The organism is Segatella copri (assembly GCF_051861805.1).
GTDB lineage: Bacteria > Bacteroidota > Bacteroidia > Bacteroidales > Bacteroidaceae > Prevotella > Prevotella copri_M.
This window is the reverse complement of sequence record NZ_CP146520.1, coordinates 1934628-1950381: the sequence shown is the minus strand read 5'-3', so window position 1 is coordinate 1950381 and position 15754 is coordinate 1934628. Positions and strand designations below refer to the sequence as shown.

10 protein-coding genes are annotated in these 15754 nt (G+C 46.9%); 1 reads left to right on the top strand and 9 read right to left on the bottom strand.

What is annotated here, in order from left to right:
• Positions 1 to 148 precede the first annotated feature (148 nt).
• Positions 149 to 3091 carry a TonB-dependent receptor gene (locus tag V8Z93_RS07420; protein ID WP_439432837.1) on the bottom strand — a complete coding sequence of 981 codons (2943 nt, stop codon included), beginning with the start codon at positions 3089 to 3091 and terminating at the stop codon, positions 149 to 151.
• Between the two features lie 205 nt (positions 3092 to 3296).
• Between V8Z93_RS07420 and aroB the strand changes: the two genes are divergently transcribed.
• Positions 3297 to 4343 (top strand): 3-dehydroquinate synthase, encoded by a 1047-nt coding sequence (gene aroB, locus V8Z93_RS07415; protein ID WP_203040295.1) that lies wholly within the window; start codon positions 3297 to 3299, stop codon positions 4341 to 4343.
• 239 nt (positions 4344 to 4582) lie between these two features.
• On the opposite strand, the gene V8Z93_RS07410 is transcribed toward aroB, so the two are convergent.
• From V8Z93_RS07410 to rfbD, 8 genes are all read right to left on the bottom strand, one after another.
• Positions 4583 to 5629: an AMP-binding protein gene (locus V8Z93_RS07410; protein WP_439431140.1), complete on the bottom strand. Its 1047-nt coding sequence runs from the start codon at positions 5627 to 5629 to the stop codon at positions 4583 to 4585.
• Positions 5626 to 6702 (bottom strand): o-succinylbenzoate synthase, encoded by a 1077-nt coding sequence (locus tag V8Z93_RS07405; protein WP_439431139.1) that lies wholly within the window; start codon positions 6700 to 6702, stop codon positions 5626 to 5628. The genes V8Z93_RS07410 and V8Z93_RS07405 overlap by 4 nt, the downstream gene beginning before the upstream one ends.
• 84 nt (positions 6703 to 6786) lie before the next feature.
• Entirely contained in the window at positions 6787 to 8316 is a 1530-nt protein-coding gene (locus V8Z93_RS07400) for a carbon-nitrogen hydrolase family protein (RefSeq protein WP_218411848.1), read from the bottom strand.
• Positions 8317 to 8460: 144 nt separating this feature from the next.
• Positions 8461 to 10257, bottom strand: a complete 1797-nt coding sequence (locus V8Z93_RS07395) for a sulfatase-like hydrolase/transferase (protein WP_439431138.1) — start codon at positions 10255 to 10257, stop codon at positions 8461 to 8463.
• 67 nt (positions 10258 to 10324) lie between these two features.
• Positions 10325 to 11368 carry a BamA/TamA family outer membrane protein gene (locus V8Z93_RS07390; protein WP_439432836.1) on the bottom strand — a complete coding sequence of 348 codons (1044 nt, stop codon included), beginning with the start codon at positions 11366 to 11368 and terminating at the stop codon, positions 10325 to 10327.
• 180 nt (positions 11369 to 11548) lie between these two features.
• Positions 11549 to 12511: a PCMD domain-containing protein gene (locus tag V8Z93_RS07385; RefSeq protein WP_439431137.1), complete on the bottom strand. Its 963-nt coding sequence runs from the start codon at positions 12509 to 12511 to the stop codon at positions 11549 to 11551.
• 249 nt (positions 12512 to 12760) lie between these two features.
• Entirely contained in the window at positions 12761 to 13894 is a 1134-nt protein-coding gene (locus V8Z93_RS07380; RefSeq protein WP_334559444.1) for a dTDP-glucose 4,6-dehydratase, read from the bottom strand.
• A gap of 33 nt (positions 13895 to 13927) precedes the next feature.
• The gene (rfbD, locus tag V8Z93_RS07375) at positions 13928 to 14800 is read right to left on the bottom strand and encodes a dTDP-4-dehydrorhamnose reductase (RefSeq protein ID WP_203040288.1); all 873 of its coding nucleotides are present in this window, start codon (positions 14798 to 14800) and stop codon (positions 13928 to 13930) included.
• Between the last annotated feature and the right edge of the window lie 954 nt (positions 14801 to 15754).

Here is a 15754-nt window from a genome sequence, read left to right as displayed (position 1 = left end):
TTTAGTAATCCCAAATAAAACAATCCCCGTTCTTCATTACGAAGAGCGGGGATTTCTTTTTTCTCGTCATACCTATTTGAAATAAGCCTCGCATAAACATTGAGTGAGGCTTACTATCGTTTTAAATGAAGCTTACTTCATTTTCTTTTTAGAACATTCTTCCGAATGGACGACCACCACCGAATGGACGACCACCGAAGTTAGGACGACCACCAGGTCCACCAGGTCCGCCAGGTCCATCAGGTCCATCCCTGCGAGCCTGCTTGCCTCCGAAGAGATTCAAGCGATATACCACATGAAGCATCGCATAGCTGTTGATGGCATTATACTCCGTATCCGTACGGGATGTAGCAGAAATGGCACGGGAGAAAGTGCTCTGCTGACGAAGAATATCGTAGAACTGGAGCATGATGGTCAATGGCTTGCCCTTCAGGAAACTCTGGGAGAGCTGCGCATTCCATACATACTCATCAGTGTTCATGCTGCTGTCATTATATCCACGACGACTGCTGATAGAGAGGCTTGAGTTCAAGCTGGTTCCCCAAGGAGCTGTAAGCGTCATGCTAGGACCATAAGAGAACTGCCAGGTATCGAGGTTGCTGTTAGGCTGCAACTTGTTCTTGGCATGGTTATAATTCAATGTTCCATCAAGCGAAAGCTCCAACCAGTCGTTGCGATAACTGAATGAGAGGCGCTCTCTCCAAGTAGTACTCCTGGTGGTATTCTTCTGGGAATCAGACTGCTTGTCGAGACTCAGATAGCTCACGTAGTTGTTGTAACCCAAGTTGGTATCGGTATTCACGTTCCATACACCAGCACTGTCGATAGAGCAGTTGAACATGAAGGCTCCCATCACATTCCAATTACCATTGATATTCTCCGGACGGGTGATTCTTCCACCAGTCGTCTCATCGTAGGTCACCTTGTTGCTGATGCTATTGTTGGTGGTAGAGAAGTTGATGAAGGTCATGACACCCTTGTTGTGGTTCTGCACGAAGTTGTTGTAGAACAATCGGAAGTTCTGGGTGAACGATGGCTTCAAGCCAGGGTTACCCTTCGAGATATTCAGCGGGTCGCTGTTATCTGTGATATCAAGCAACTGCGAGATGCTTGGCTGAGATGTGGTACCACGATAGTTCACACGCAGGTTGCTCATCTTTGAGAAGCGATAACGGAAATCGAGGGTTGGACTGATATTCGTTACGTTGCGAACGGTATCTACATGCACTCCCTGATAATCCTGGATATACTTCGACTGCTGTGGCTGAACCATCACACCGAAGTTCAGATTATACTTCTTACGGATGAATCGCATCATCACCTGGATATCATGGTTATAGTTGCGATACTCAGAGAAACGGCTCAACTCATTATCCCTATAGTCATTGAGTTGACCGGCAAACGGATTCAGATAACTATCCCAACCACGATACTCATGATCTCCTGTCATCGCATTCTTGCTGAAATCGTAGGTGTTGCGGTCGCTCTTGGAGTAGCTGTAAGTAAACTTATAGCTGAACTGCAGGAAGGTGGCCTTCCAGAGTGGCTCACTATAGGTCAACTGTCCCGCATAACTGTAATCCTTTGAAGGAGTCAGGTTGTAGCGGTTGGTCTGATAGGTAGAATCCTTACCCTCCGCTGTCTGCACAAGATAGAGCTTGGCATTGTTGAGCGAGATGCTCTTGCTGTCCTTATCCGTATATTTGGCATCCATACGCAAGGTGATGTTGCGTCCCTTGTTGCCCAACTTGCGGTTTACCTGCAACATGCCACGGATATTGTTGTTATCAGAATAGCTGATTCCCTGAGAAAGCTGTCTGTTCACCATAGCCTCAGCCTTGTCCAACTCCTCAATACCTTCCTCAGAAAGAGGGTCTTTGGTGGTGATGGTGTAAGGATCCTTGTTGTAAGATGCCGACTGGCTGCCGCTTAAACCATCGCTGGTGCTCCAGGAGATGGAAGGACGGAAGAGGATATTGGTCATCGTATCAGGCATCCATTCCAATCGGATGTTACCATTCCAACTGTTGCTGCGGGAGAAACTCTGGCTCAGACTATTGCTGAAAGAGCTGCTGCTACCCATGAAGTTCTCGCTGGAACGACTGCTCCATACATCGCCATCGCTGTGGTTCCAGCGGAGGGAAGTATTGAACTTGAACTTGTTCTTCAACTCATAGTTATAGTTGGCAGCTATCATCTTGCTGGCATTCAAGCCATTGGCACCGCCCCAGAATCCTCTGCCAGGACCACCGCCGAATCCACGGTCGCTGGTATTGTTGGCATTGGCAAAGAGCATGAATCGGTTGTTATCATTGAAATAAGCGCCCATGCCACGCATATTGTAGCGGCTCTTGTTGCCCACACCCAGGTCGATATTGGAAATCATACCCTTGTTCATACCCTTCTTCACACCGAAGTCGAGCACGGTCTGCTCCTCGCCATCATCAATACCGGTTACCTTAGAAAGATCACTCTTCTCATCGTAGGCCTTGATCTTGTCGATGATGCTGGTAGGCAGGTTCTTCAGGGCTGTCTTGGTATCGCCCGTCATAAACTCCTTGCCATCCACGAGAATCTTCTTCACTTCCTTACCATTGATCTTGATGGTACCGTCGTCGCTAACCTCAGCACCCGGCAGGCGCTTCACCAGCTCCTCAACCACCGAACCTTCCGGTGTGCGGTAAGCCGCCGAGTTATAGACGAAGGTATCCTCCTTCAGGTTCACCTTCTGCGCCATGGCAGTAACCACGGCACCCTTCAGCATGATGGCATCTGCACCGAGAACCACATTGCCCATTGCCAGATTCTTATCATCGGCAATCTGCACACGCTTCACGGTAGTCTTGTAACCCACACTCGAAATCTTTAGTAAATACTTGCCATTGGCAGGTGCATTGAGATGGAAGAGTCCCTTCTCGTTGCTAATGGCACCCGACACATAGGTGCTGTCGGCCTTAAGTAGCTGAATCGTTACTTGCTCCACGGGATCCTTAGTATCGCGGTCGATAATCGCACCGCTTATCAGGCGTTCCTGAGCAAAGGATGCCATGGCGAAGATAGCCAGGAGCATCGTCAGAATTGTTCGTTTCATCATTTATTTAATGTTATTATTTATTCTATGCATTTTATAACTGCCTATTTTGACGCACGAAATATAACAAGGTTTAAACTTTTATCATTAAAAAGTGCTTTTTTATTTTGTTTTGTCTCTTATTTAACGTACCTTTGCAACATAATTTCAGATGAGCCAGCCAAAGATGGCTCATAAATAATGACCTTTAAAATGTTTATATGTTATGAATCAAAGAGTTATCATATCAACCCATCTAGAAGGCGAACTGGTGAGCGCCCTTGCCGAATGTGAGCACGACAAGCTGTTTGTTCTTACTGATACCACTACCCAGAAAGAGTGCCTCCCGCTGCTGAAGAAATTCTACTGCATGAAGGAAGCACAGGTGATTACGATTCCGGCAACCGACAGCCACAAGGACATCGAGAGCCTCATGATGGTTTGGAAAGGATTGCAGGAGGGTGGCGCTTCCCGTCACTCTTGCATGATTAACCTGGGAGGCGGCATGGTGACCGACCTGGGAGGTTTCGCTGCCAGCACCTTTAAGCGTGGCATCAACTTCATCAATATCCCAACCACCCTGCTTGCCATGGTGGATGCTTCGGTGGGCGGAAAGACCGGTATCAACTTCGGCGGACTGAAGAACGAAGTGGGCGTTTTCAACGACTCCAAGTTCGTGATTCTCGACACCGAGTTCCTGAAGACCCTGGATGCCGAGAACATCTGTTCGGGCTATGCCGAGATGCTGAAGCACGGTTTGATTTCTACCGAGGCGATGTGGGAAGAACTGGTGAGCTTCGACCTTGCCAACCCCGACCTGAAGCAGTTGCAGCGTATGGTGGGCGACAGCGTGAAGGTGAAGGAGCGCATCGTGGAACAGGACCCTCACGAGAAGGGCATCCGCAAGGCACTGAACCTGGGTCACACCTTCGGTCATGCCTTCGAGAGTTGGGCATTGAAGCGCAAGCCTATCCTCCATGGCTACGCCGTGGCATTCGGTTTGATTCCAGAACTTTACCTCAGTGTCATCAAAACGGGATTCCCTACCGAGAAGATGCGACAGACCGTGAACTTCATCAAGGAGAACTACGGTACGCTGAACATCACCTGCGATGACTACGACGAGCTGATTGAGCTGATGCATCACGACAAGAAGAACCAGAATGGTATCATCAACTTCACCATGATGGGAGGCATCGGAGATATCCGCATCAACCAGACGGCTACCGTTGAGGAAATCAAGGAAGCACTCGACTTCTTCAGAGAAGGATAGATCGCTTTTTTCATCGGATTACGCGGAATAAACGGAACCTTAACCGCCTTTCTCGGATTACGCACGGATTTTAAACGGAAACTCGACCTGACGGTCGTGGCGATACCCCCTAAAGCTGGAAAAAGCCAGCCTATACTGGGCAATCGCAAGCCTGCCTATACGGCGCTAGCCCAATGGCCGCAAGGCCAAATCCGTTTAAATTCCGTGCGTAATCCGTAGAGCTAGAATGTTCCGTTAACTCAGCGTAATCCGATGAAAGAAAGACAGCAGCGCTTCGGCTTTCCGGTTTCGGTAAGCGGAAGATGCTCTACATATCGGAATTCCCTTGGAATCCAATATTTATGGTCTGATAAGAGGCGGCGGATAGTCGCCTCTACTTTTTTTATATCCTCATCTTCTGTCAGGAGAACGGCGATTTCTCCAAACTTCTCATCTTTCTTCTTGGCTATCATGAAAGGCTTTTCAAGATGAGGCTTCAAGAGAGCCTCCACTTCTTCTATCTGAATCTTGATACCTCCGCTGCAGATTACATTATCCTTTCTGCCCTTGATTCGGAAACGAAGTTTTTCCACCTTATTATGATTTTCCACCTTATTATATATATAAGGCTCTATTTCCACGATATCATTCGTTACCAGGGTTTCGGCACAAACCAGAGGAGCATCGATGACGAGACAGCCTTCATCAGTCTGACTGATTTTCACGCTATCGAAAGGCTGATACCATTCGCTAGCCTCATCGCCATTGATTCTTCGCAAGGCGATATGAGATAAGGTTTCGGTCATGCCGTAAGTGCTCCAGATGGCAATATTGCCAGGAAGCGAACGGAGTTCTTTTTCTAAAGATGCATCGATGGCTCCACCTCCGATAATCAGATGGCGTACGTGAGTAAGTCGCTCCCGCTCCTCGGGAACCTGCAGGGTGTTATACACCTGCATCGGAACCATGGCAGCAAAAGTAATCTCCCCGTTTACATCTTTTCCATTTGCATCTTTCAAATTGATATCCTTCAGCGGATGGCCACTGGGAGAAACAGAAATAAGATGGAGATGGCGCTCGATACTGCGCACCACCACCATCTTACCTGCAATATAATCAAGCGACATACAGAGCAGAGCACTGTCACCCGGCTTCAAACCCAGGAAATCACAAGTAATGCGGGCGGAGTTGAGCATTCGCTTCTTCTCTACCATCATCGGCTTGGGCTTTCCCGTGGAGCCACTGGTATGCACCAGCACCCGGTCGCTATCGTTATTCCATTCAGAAAAGAAATCTTCTAAAGTCATTTTACAACAAATAATTTATCACCACGGATTTCCAATGGCATCGGGATGTTATCAGTAAAGAGCTGACCAGTGCCCAACCCCTGCGGCATCTCGACATTCGGACCATATACCTTGGCAGCATAATGAGCGATGGCATGAAGACCGATGTTGCTCTCCAATGCCGAGGTAATCCAACTGCCGATGCCTCGCTGGCTGGCCAACTGAATCCACTCGTTGCAACCATAGATACCCCCATGGAGCGAAGGCTTCAAGATGATATATTGTGGACGAATGGTATCGAGCAGAGCCTCTTTCATGCTTCTCACATTCACACCAATCAACTCCTCATCCAGGGCGATAGGGAGCGGAGTTTCCCTACAGAGCTGAGCCATCTTAGGCCACTGATGCTGCTTGATAGGCTGCTCAATGGAATGGATATCATACTTGGCCAAAGCCTCCAACTGGCTCATGGCATTCTCTGGCAGAAAACCACCATTGGCATCCACTCTCAGTTCTACCTGTTCCTGGGTATAGACATCACGAATGCGCTTGATGAGGTCGAGTTCCTTGAAGAAATCGATGGCACCAATCTTCAGTTTCACACAATGGAAACCCGCCTGGAGCTTCTCCTCCAGTCGTGCCAGCATTTCCTCGTAAGTACCCATCCACACCAGTCCGTTGATGGTGATGCCCTCTTCTCCCCTACCGAAAGGAGAGTCAAAGAGATCTGTCAGATTCTCCATTCCGGCTGGAACAGAAACACTTAAGTTCTGCTTCTTAGCCGCATCGAAGAACGAGGCAAAGGCTGTTTCCAAACCGAAGGTAATGCTAGGGTAAGCACGAATCATATCGTATGGGATGCGTCCCATCTGCTCCACCATCTGGCACACCTGCCGAAGGGTGACAGCATATTCCGGTTTGGCATCGCAACTGAGATCTGGGAGCGTAGCACACTCACCCACTCCCTCTACTCCCGGCAATTCATCCGATGTAAGGGTGAGATAATAACTGTGTCTCGTGGTATATACGCCACGAGACGTGCCTGCCGGCTGCTTGAAGTGGAGCGTGCGCTCCGAGATGTCTATCTTATACATTATTTATATCTATATATCAATACAATTGAATTCTTCACTCTTCGTTCTTCACTCTTCACTAAAAGAAAGTGCTCTTCACTTAACTTACTTCTTCTGCTTCAAGTCATAAAGATCCTTGCGGCGATCGCGAAGATTTCTTACAGCACCATAGGTATGAAGCTCGTTTAGAAGGTTCAAATCTACATCTGAAACGAGAATCATCTCGGTATTCGGTGTTGCCTCCGAACGCTTACCGTCGTTAGGGAAGGCGAAGTCGCAAGGGGTGAATACGGCACTCTGGGCATACTGGATATCCATGTTGTGAACACGAGGCAAGTTGCCCACACTACCCGCAATGGCTACATAGCACTCATTCTCGATGGCACGCGCCTGGGCACAGACTCTTACTCGGGAGTAAGCATTCTGTGTATCGGTCATGAACGGAACGAAGAGAATCTGCATGCCATCCTCCGCCATTAATCTTGACAACTCAGGGAACTCCACATCATAGCAGATTACGATACCAATCTTACCGCAATCGGTGTCGAAAGTCTGGATATGGCTACCGCCGCTCAATCCCCAGCACTTCTGCTCATCTGGCGTTACGTGAATCTTCTCATACATATCCACGCTACCATCTCTACGGCACAGGAAGCCCACGTTATAGAGGGAGTCATCCTTGAGATAAGGCATACTACCCGTGATGATGTTGATGTTGTAACTGATGGCCAACTCGCGGAATCGGTCACGAATTTCATCTGTATATTGAGCCATCATGCGGATGCTCTGTGCCTCACCCAAATCGTTGAATCTTGCCATCAATGGCGCATTGAAATACTCTGGGAAGAGGATGAAATCGCTCTTGTAATCGCTCACGGAATCCACGAAGAACTCTACCTGCTCAAAGAGGTCGTCCACCGAAGCGTATGGACGCATCTGCCACTGTACCAGACCGATTCGCACGGTTGGCTTTCTATCTACATAGGAATCCGTAGGTGGCTGATAGTAGATGTTATCCCACTGCAGCAGGGTGGCGCAGTGTTCGCTCTCCTCATCACTAGGAAGATAGTTGCGGATGACGCGGCGCACATGGAAATCGTTAGAGAGCTGGAAGGTAAGAACCGGGTCATAAATTTCACGGTTTCTTACGTGCTCGATATACTCCTTAGGGCGCATCTTGTCGGCATACTTATGATAGTTTGGAATACGACCTCCAAACATGATAGCCTTCAGGTTGAGCTTCTCGCAGAGTTCCTTTCGATACTCATACATACGGCGCGCCAATCGCAATCCACGATAGTCTGGGTGGATAAACACCTCGATGCCGTAAAGGATGTTTCCATGAGGATTGTGGGTATTGAAGGTTTCATTACCCGTTACCTGAGCATAGGTATGGTCGCCTTTCACCATATCATAGTTAACGATGATAGAGAGGGCACAGCCCACAATCTTATCATCCACGATGATAACCACCTGTCCCTCAGGGAAGATAGTAATGAGTTTCTTAATCTGTTCTTTTGTCCAGAATACATCTGAGTCAGCGTAAATACGCTTAAACGACTTGGCGAGCTGGTCGTAATCCTCCATGCGGAGGTTGCGCATACCCACCTTTTCTATTTTTCGAGTTGGTTCCATAACAACTGTATTTTTATTATTATCTAAATCCGGGTGCAAAGATACAGCAAATTATAGATACGACAAAGAGTTTTCGCAAATAATTGATATTTACGAAAACTCTTTTCATGAATTTTACATCAGGAAAGCCTTTTGGCTTAGAATTTAACGCAAAAACTTGGCATCTTCCTGTGGTATAGCCTCATCATGATCATCGAGATAGAGCAACTTTACCGGATGATATTTACCACTTGCCACCGAGTATTCATCCTGGCGATAACGGGTCTGAATGCCACCGATGCCCAGCATGGTATGAAAAGCCGAAAGACTACTCTGCACCTGTTTTGACCGATTTTCTCCCAATGCCTTCAATATATCCGGATATTGTTTACTGAATCCATCAGAAGTCCAAATGATGAAAGGCACATGCAGTTCGTAATCCGAAGCCTTCGGTGCTGCATGAAGGAAGAGACAGCGCTCATCATCGAAAATATTCTCTCCATGATCGCTGGTATAGAGCATCGCTGATGTAGGCTGGCAATATACCCCATCCGTCTTTGCCTGAAGCTTTGCCTGAGTCTTAGCTAGAGCCTTAGCTTGAAGCTTCTCCCATTTCTGCAGACGTTCTACGATACCATGCAGGATATAATCGGTATATCGGATGGTATTATCGTAGGCATTCAGCAAATCCTGTCGGTTTTCCGGCTTCGCTTCACTCCTGCTATCGGGCTTGAAGTAAGCAAAACTCCTAGGATAGCGCTCCTGATAATTGAAGTGCGAACCATAGGTATGAAGCACCACGAAGAGCTTGCGATAGCGGTAATGGGAAGAGGAGGAAGCATCAGCCAATGGCAATATCTCATCCAGTTTCTTCAGCAAATCCGCATCGTAATGATCCCCTGCATCATAATGATTTCCCTTAGAAGCATCCTCTGTCTTCAGAAAATAATGCTCATCAGCCTGTTCTCCCAGAAAATCGATAAACGAATGGTTGGGCTGTTGGTTACTGATAAACACGGTATGGAATCCGGCTTCCTTAAAGGCTGCCAAGATGCCTTTCTCATGAAAGAGCCGCTCAAAATCCTCTGCCGATGCTGCCGAAAGAAGCATCGGTACACTCTTGTGGGTAGTGTTACTCTGCGTCATGGCATCAGGAAAGGCGATGATACCCGGTGTCTTTGAAAGCAACGGGTTGGTATCCCGCGGATAGCCATAGAGACTGAAGTTATGGGCACGAGCCGTCTCTCCCACCACCATCACATACACCTCAGGAGCCTCAGCATCGTGCTCGCTCCTGGCATCAAACTTGAAGTCCCTGCTTGCCTCCCTGTAATTTTCCGATGCCGCATTGCGCTCGAAAGCCAGATAGAGATTGTAGCAGACGTTGACAGGATAGAGCTGGTTGCGCATGCAGTAATCATCCACTACCACATAGCATGCCAGCAGACAGAAGAGGCCGATACCTCCCACCTCCATCACCCATTTTCGAACGTGATGCTGAAATGCAGCTGATATCTGATGTTTCTTCCTGATATGGATAATACCCAGAACCAGCAGTGGCAGATAGATGACGAAGACACCCACCACGGCAGGAGCCAGATTATCCAGGAGTTCCATCGCTTCACCCGCATTGGTGGTTACGAGATTCAGAAACATATCCACCGCTATCACTCCCGTTCCGAAGAGATAGAGCAACACCAGCTGGAAGGCTGCGAAAAAGATGAAGATGAACGCCCACCATACCATCCTTCCCGGACATCTGGCGATGGAAAAGAACCACATATACAGTGCCAAAGGCAGCAGCACGTTGACACCACAAGCCCAGAAAGATAATCTTTCGGTAAAGCACAGGGCTATATTAGGCAGCAGCAGCGCCACCACCGCATAACCATAAAGAAAGGCTCCCGAAGACACCTTATTATATATAGTATTACATATCGTTTTACATATAGAATTATTCATAGCCTACACCTTATTATATATAGAGCATATCATGAAAGCATCGTGAATGCATCATGAAAAAGCCTCATCAAAATGCTTCGTTGATATTGAAGAGGAAACCGGATTGTCCCGACTTTCCAAAACCATAATCCAATCTTACATTCACATCCTTCTTGAATTCCCAGCGATAGCCCACACCGGCATTCGGCAGAATCTGCCGGCTTCTCATGGCAGAGAACTTAGGAAAAACGGTGCCGGCTCCTGCCCAGACCACAATGCCGTTGCGCTTCCACACATGCTGGCGCAGCTCCACCGTAGCCTCCAGAGAATGCTTGTCACGATAGCGACCTTCGTAGTATCCACGCATCGAACTGGTTCCGCCCAACTCCGCCATCATGCCCCACGAAGGATTTCCGAAATTAAGATTCGCTCCAAAATCCTCGGCAAGTATCGTTCCCTTACCCAGCCGCTGATAAGCATCAAAGCGGAATTTCGTACTGCTGAAGGCATAGTCATTGCCCATGAACTTAGGCCGGAACATCTGCTTGATATTCAGATAGATGCCCCGATGCGGATTCGTCAGATTATCGCGATTATCATAAACCAGCGATACACCCGCTCCCACATTCCAGGTATGCTTATCCATGCCCTGCAACAGTTCTGGCCGTTCTATCTGCTTTCCGATTACATAATCATAAGCCGCCATCGGTCCTAGATAGAAGTTATCAGCCACCTTGATGAGGAAGCTTGCCTCCACCTGAGCCTGCCATCGCTTCATATCGCTCTTGTTGTCGTCGTTATCGCCCATCTCAAAGCCCATTCCCCAGAAATCAGAAGGGAATGAATAGAAATAAAGGTGATAGTCTATGCGATAGCGCCCCTGGGGTGCGAGGTGGTTACCCCTAACACCCAACATATAGAACCCCACCGTGCTCACATCGCCAAAGAGCGATACATTGGAAGGAGGAAGAATGCTGTCGTTCACATCTGTACGATAGAGACCCGCCGCCACCATGCCCAAGCCAAACTTGGTATCGGATGCATAGTGCGGACCACCTATCACACTGAAGTCAAAACGCTTATGCTTCTTGTTCTTATTGGCATCATTGAAGTAATCAAGAAAACGAGTCATCCACGATTTCTTGGCTTCATGAATTGAATCAGCCTGCACGATAGTGCTGCTAGCCTTTTCTGAAAAGACACTATCTGCAGAAAATGGCTCCGAGGCATAGCTGCCCAATGCCAACATCGCAACAAGTATTGTCAGGATATGCTTCATAAAGTCAATATTTAAAAGTCAATATTTAAATGATTAATACACCATTGCCACATTATCAATCCACAGGGTATTGCCCGGCGTACCGATATAGGCTCCGCCATGCGAAGAGGAGAACTGCAGGATGAGATGGCTCGGCGTATCGCCAGCACTCGCCCATCCCACTTCCTTCACAGGCACACGCTTTCCCTTGCTGTTGCGGGCGTAATCGGTAGAACGGAGACCCATCGTGGCTGCATCGTAACCGGCCATGTGGCGGATGTCACCATAATGAATGGTATAGGTGGCATTCTCCACCCATCCATTGGTGCTCTTGCCATACTTCACCACCATCGTTCCCACACGCTTGGCCGTGATGTTGCCCTGGGCATCCTCATGACGCTTTTGCAGATAGAGCACGGCGATGGCATAGTCGCGACCCGCCACGGTGGATGCACTGCTGAATCCGGTCTGCTTGATGCGATGAGCCACATTCGGCATGTAGGTCTTGTAGTCGAACCTCACAGCCTTAGGACGTGCCGTAAACGGGATGCCCCAGTTGATAGCCTTCGGACCATCCTTGGTACTGGTAATCGGTTCGCGCACATCGCCCAGAAAGAGGGAACCGGCAGCCAGCACCTTGATGTTGATGAGTCCGAGCACCTTCACCTTTTCTATATGGGTAACCAGTTTGGCACAATATCCCCCCTCGTGTTTGTCGCGATACACCGAGTTGTTGGTTTTATAGATGCCCGACACATGTGCCAGCACATTGGATGATCCCCATGGCGAACCGCCCTTGTTGGTATAAGGCGTATTTCCATTGATGGTCATATTCGGTCCCACGGCATAGATGGTTTTCTGATTACCGCCGATGATAGCCGATTCCTTGATATTTCTTACTACCCAGTGGTCCATATTTCCATATTTCAATGGAACCACCTTTTCCTGTCCCTTTATAGGGAGGCACCACAAGGCGGCAACCGCCATTGCTATGCCAAATTCATTATGCTTCTTCATCTCAATACCTTTTATTATTCCTTAATTCATTCTAGGATATTCTTGTTACTATTCTATGATATTCCTTATCATTATCTAACTTGAAACTGCAAAGATAGAAAAATATTTTCTACTTTTGAGTTTTCCTTGAAACAAACATGAAAATATTAAGAAATTATAATAGATTTATAGGTTTTTAATCGATGAAAAGCAAAAAAGCCCTGCATTTGCGCTAACAAATGCAGGGCTTCTATATGATAGGATGTACTACTATCGGTTAGAATACATGTTGTCGTAGTACTTCTGGTAATCACCAGAGGTTACGTTGTCCATCCATTCCTGGTTATCGAGATACCATTTTACGGTTTCCTCGATACCCTCCTCAAACTGGAGAGATGGCTCCCAACCGAGTTCCTTCTGAAGCTTGCGAGAGTCGATGGCGTAACGCATATCATGACCCTTTCTGTCGGTTACATAAGTGATGAGATCCATATCCTCGCCTTCCTTTCTGCCGAGCAATCTATCCACGGTCTTGATGACTACCTTGATGATGTCAATGTTCTTCCACTCGTTGAAACCACCGATGTTGTAAGTCTCGGCAATCTTGCCCTTATGGAAAATCATATCGATGGCACGGGCATGATCCACTACATACAACCAGTCGCGCACGTTCTCACCCTTACCATATACTGGCAATGGCTTGCGATGACGGATGTTGTTGATGAACAGCGGAATCAACTTCTCTGGGAACTGGTATGGACCGTAGTTGTTAGAGCAGTTGGTCACGATGGTAGGCATACCGTATGTATCGTGGAAAGCACGAACGAAATGGTCTGAGCTAGCCTTAGATGCCGAGTATGGAGAATGAGGATTGTACTTGGTTGTCTCTACGAAAAACTCCTCGCCGTAAGCCTCGTGGTTCTTACCGCTGGATGCCTTGGTAGTGAAAGGAGCAGGAACGCCCTCAGGGTGAGTCATCTGCAATGCACCGTAAACCTCATCAGTAGAGATGTGGTAGAAACGCTTGCCCTCGTAACCCTCTGGAAGACTCTCCCAGTAGATCTTTGCCGCCTGGAGCAGAGACAGGGTACCCATCACGTTGGTATGAGCGAAAGTGAATGGATCCTTGATACTTCTATCTACATGGCTCTCGGCAGCGAGATGGATGATGCCATCCACCTTGTAGTCCTGCATCAGCTTCAACATCAGGTCGAAATCGCAGATATCGCCCTTAACGAAAGTATAGTTAGGCTTGTCCTCAATGTCCTTGAGGTTAGCCAGGTTGCCTGCGTATGTCAACTTATCGAGGTTGATGATGTGATACTCAGGATATTTGTTCACGAAAAGCCTTACTACGTGTGAGCCGATGAAACCAGCACCGCCCGTGATAATGATATTCTTCATTTCAATTAATAATTTACAATTAATAATTAATAATTATTTAGCTTCTGCCAATTCGGCGATGCACTTCTTCAAACTCTCTGTCCAGTATGGCACCTTGAAACCGAAGGTCTGCTTCAGCTTGCTCTTGTCGAGCACTGAGAAGTGAGGACGCTTCACTGGGCTTGGGAACTCCTCGCTGTAGCAAGGCTGGATATCACAGGTGTTGCCGCTGAGTTCGCAGATAATCTTGGCAAAATCAAACCAGGAGCATACACCCTCGTTAGAGAAGTGGTAGATACCGGTCTTGTCGAGCTGGTTGGTCTCGATGATGTGAGAGATGACGGCAGCCAGGTCGCCAGCGTAAGTAGGAGTACCCACCTGGTCGAATACCACCTTCAGGGTGTCGTGACTAGCCGTGAGGCTCTGCATCGTCTTCACGAAGTTCTTACCCCACTGCGAGTAGAGCCATGCAGTGCGGATGATGATGTGCTTGCAGCCTGTAGCTTCGATGCTCTTTTCTCCTGCGAGCTTGGTCTTGCCGTATACACCGAGCGGATTGGTTTCCCAGTCTTCCTTGCAAGGGATGTTCTTGTCGCCCTGGAACACATAGTCTGTGCTCACATGAATCAGGGTTCCATCCACTTCCTTCATCGCCTGCGCCAGGTTGCCTGCCGCCGTATTGTTGAGCAGGTTGGCGAGGTCGAAGTCGCTCTCTGCCTTATCCACGTTGGTATAGGCAGCGCAGTTAACGATAACCTGGATATCATTTTCCTTCACCTTTTCGCGTATAGCGTCGAGGTTGGTGATGTCCAATTTCTCATAGCCTTCAGCCACATCGGTGAAGACAAACTTGTGATTGCTGTTTTTGGCGCAAATCTGCATTTCATGGCCGAGCTGACCATTAGCGCCTGTTACTAATATATTCATTGGATTATATTTATTCTATATTCATTTATAACTAAGATTAAAAACTAAAGTTCACTAGCCCATTTTTTCCCTCGTTCCGTATGAAGGAAAATTGCCAGGCCCCATCCAGCAATAGCAAAGATTGCAAAAACAAAAGTCAATAATTCCATAATAGTTTATTTTTTTGTTTGAATTCTCAGCAAAGAATTTGCTCAGTTTCGATACATCATACAGGTAGGTGGCGAGTATCGTGCGCCTATCGTATTCCTTTTCAGTATTCGACTTATTGCCCATTTCAATGCTCTTTAATATATTATATATAAATATGTGGCAAAGGTACGTAATAAATCTGATATACGCAAGTTTTCGGTGAACAAAGTGAGGATAAAGAGGGAGATAGTAACAAAAATTAAAGTTTAGGCTTTGAAAGTATAGAGCATAGATATGAAAGTTTAGGGCATAAAAAAGCCCACCACCTTCTTTCACAAGAAAATGATGGGTCTTTCCTAAACATAATAGAAAAGCATTTCTGCTTTTTTGAAAGCAATACTGATTCAATCAAGCAGGCTTCCTATTCAATCAATCCTTTTCCCTAAAAAACTAATACTGTCCTTATTTAAATCAACATACTAAATCAACAAAAGGAATATTTTATACCTTTAAAACTAACTTTTAAGAAGACTTGAAGTGGTAATAAAACCTTTGTCTTAATTATACTGCTTTTTTGAATTCCGATGCAAAGGTAGGCATAATTTCTCAAAGTTGTATACCCTTGTAGGAACTTAGTAAACTTTTAAAAAGCAAAAACTCCATAACCGCCTGATAATCAATATAGGTTAAATCTTAACTATTTTTATCAAAGTAAATGATATTATATGAAAAGAAATTTGTATCTTTGCACCACAAAATCGACAAAAGACTATTTTGTCACCCTTTGGAGACTATTTTGTCCCATTTGGAGACAATTTTATCATT